At 65.2% G+C, this 2,588-nt stretch carries 2 protein-coding genes; one reads left to right on the top strand and one right to left on the bottom strand.

Translation table 11 applies throughout. The features are described from left to right. The first annotated feature begins 134 nt into the window (after positions 1–134). On the top strand, positions 135–1,319 hold the full coding sequence (locus EFK10_RS46695; protein WP_240677907.1) for a hypothetical protein: 1,185 nt from the start codon (positions 135–137) through the stop codon (positions 1,317–1,319). Here EFK10_RS46695 and EFK10_RS46690 read toward each other — a convergent pair. Beyond that, positions 1,249–2,097 (bottom strand): PE-PGRS family protein, encoded by an 849-nt coding sequence (locus EFK10_RS46690; protein ID WP_127361678.1) that lies wholly within the window; start codon positions 2,095–2,097, stop codon positions 1,249–1,251. The two genes, EFK10_RS46695 and EFK10_RS46690, sit on opposite strands and share 71 nt — an antisense overlap. Between the last annotated feature and the right edge of the window lie 491 nt (positions 2,098–2,588).

Here is a 2,588-nt window from a genome sequence, read left to right as displayed (position 1 = left end):
CACCCGTCAACGAAACCGACTAAACAAAGATCAACTGACGACCCGAGGGTCAGACTTCAACCGACGAAACTGGGTCAGAATTCAGCCGCCGCCGACAAGCCGGGCGCTTCCTGAAGATTCCGGACCCGGATGCCGTGGAGCGGGCCCGCTACAGGAGAGGGTTCGACGCGGCCCGCACGTGGGCGCCATCCGGGTACCACCTGAAGTACAGCGGCCGGGCCAAGGGCGACTTCTTCCTGGGCCTGCTCAGAGTCACCGGTGAAGACGACACCGAATGGAACCGGATCCGGCTGCAGCGCAGCAGGACGATCACCGACATCGACGAAGTGATCGCCGGCGTGCGGACGGACCACAGCGCCTTCGAGATCTCCGAGGACGTGCTCCCCCGTGTGCTGTCCCTGATCCGGATTCTGGCGGAGGAGGCTCTGAGCCGCCACGGCGACATGGCCGTGTCCAAAAAGCGCAGGCAACCGCAGCCCATGCTCACCGTCCACGGCAGAACATACGAACTGAGCTTCCGGGAAAGGCAGAAGCAAGTCCGCTGCGTTCCCCCGCAGAAGGGTCAACGCAGGACGTACGACTGGCAGCGGGTGACTCCGGCGCATCGGTTTGAGCCATCGGGAGAACTGGAGCTACACCTCTCGCAGGGCTACGCCTGGAAGGAGACCTGGGCTGACACCACCAAGAAGGCACTGGAGGCGCAGGTCGACACGATCTTCCGCGCAGTGAAGAAGCACGCAGAGGAGCAGGAGCGGGCGCGGTTGGAGCGGGAGTCCGAGCAGCGACGGCAACGGGCCGAGTGGGAGCAGCGGGAAGCCGAGCGCAAGCGGGCGGAAGCCGAGGAGCGGGAACGCAGGCAACGGGAATGGGAGGCCGCGCTGGCCGAAGCCAAAGTGGCCGCGATCCACGCGTCGAGAACCGACAGATTTGCCACAGCGCTCGACGGATGGCGCTTGGCAGGCGAAATCCGGTTGTTCTGCGCGGCACTCGACCAAGCAGCGGTCCGCGCCACCGAGCCGGCGGAGACCGAAAGGCTCCGGCAGTGGTCCCAGTGGGGGAAAGAGCAAGCGGACAGCCTGGACCCAACAGCCGAAGGCCGCAGCCTTGGGCCGAATGAGTTCAGCACGGAGCCGGCCGGCGACGAACTGCGCCCGTTCCTGAACGGCTGGAGCCCGCACCGACCTGAGAAGGAGAAACCGCCTACCCGGCCTGCTCCCTCAGGCCCTGAGCCAGAGCCGCGGCGAGGCTTCAGCGACGTACCTCTGGATCAAGGCTGGAGATATCAACACCGAGGTCGCGCTCAATGGTGGAGGCGGTGACTCCATGCCCTCGGTCGCGTAGTGCTCGCACGGCCCTCTCAACCAGCTTCCCGAGGCGCAGCACTTCCGCACGCAGGGCAATCAATTCGTCGTAGCGGTCCGCGCGTTCCTCACCGCACCACTCGCGGACCGTGCGCAGAACAGCCTGCTCGGCATCCAACTTGCGGTCGTCCCTGCGCTGCCACGACTGCCATGCCGATTGGGCACGCTCTTCGGCAAGAGCCTGCTGTCGGCTCTCTGTTTCGGGCAGGATCTCGTCGGCGAACCTCTCGGCGGCACGGCGCGCGATGCGCTCGGTGACCGGCCAGCCGACCAGGCACAGGCCGTTGCGCTTCTGGCTCTCGTAGAGCATTGGATCGGCACGCAGGTCAACCAGGTCCAGTTCAAGAAGCGCTGCTGTGCCATCGAGACGAGCGATCTCCAACACGCCCGCATCAGCAACGCCCCGGCGCAGGCGAACGCTCTTCTTGGGTCGGACGAAGCCCAAGACCAAGCGAGCGGCCTCGAATGCCGCCGTGCCCCGGACCTCCCGTGACGCCTCAGCCAGAGCCAACTCCGCAGCGTCATCCGTGCGGAACACCTCGACATCGGGCCAGGGCGCCAGCAAACAGTCCGCCGCCACCCACTCCTGCAACCCGGTCTCCTCGCCTTCCAGGAACCGCACATGCACCCGCCCGGAATTGCGCGGCCCGCCTAACCGGACGACCTCCACCCGGCTGACTGCGCCACCCCAGTCCTTGGCCCGTGCCCGGTAAGCCCAGCTCTCACCGATTTCCATACCGGCCATTCAGCCAGCAGGTATGGGCGGCAGAACAAGGTTCCCGAGGATCTGTACCCGGTCGGGTCAGACAACGACCGATTGCTAGCGTCACGCGCAGATCCCAGCTATTTAGGGTCCAGCGACAAGGCGCCGACGCCCTCAACTGATCTCAGCCAACTACGGCGGATGCGGGGCTCACTGACGGTCCCCCCGACCCTGCGAAGGGCCCTGGGAATGTCCTTCAAGTCCTTGGTGTGGTCGGCGATCTTCGCGAGACATGCCTAAACAGTGCCACTCTCCAAGACAGACCCATCGATAGCGTCCAAGTCGATGATGTGCGTCAAGGGTGTTACGGGGTCCGCCGGTCCGGAGGCATCAACAGTGACTGTGTACTTGGCCGAGGCATACGCTCGCCACCCCGAACGCTTCGCCCGCCGACCCAAACCACCCGCCATACCCACCCAGGTCTGGATCAACGAACCGAAACAGGAAACAGAACCCGCACAACA

Source organism: Streptomyces soli, from assembly GCF_003999195.1.
In the GTDB taxonomy this organism is placed as follows: domain Bacteria; phylum Actinomycetota; class Actinomycetes; order Streptomycetales; family Streptomycetaceae; genus Actinacidiphila; species Actinacidiphila soli.
The sequence above is the reverse complement of the archived record's forward strand: the minus strand, read 5'-3'. Positions and strand labels throughout refer to the sequence as shown.

Coding starts and splice junctions, on each gene's coding strand:
- EFK10_RS46690 (WP_127361678.1), bottom strand. CDS start 2,097: ATGGAAATCGGTGAGAGCTGGGCTTACCGGGCACGGGCCAAGGACTGG.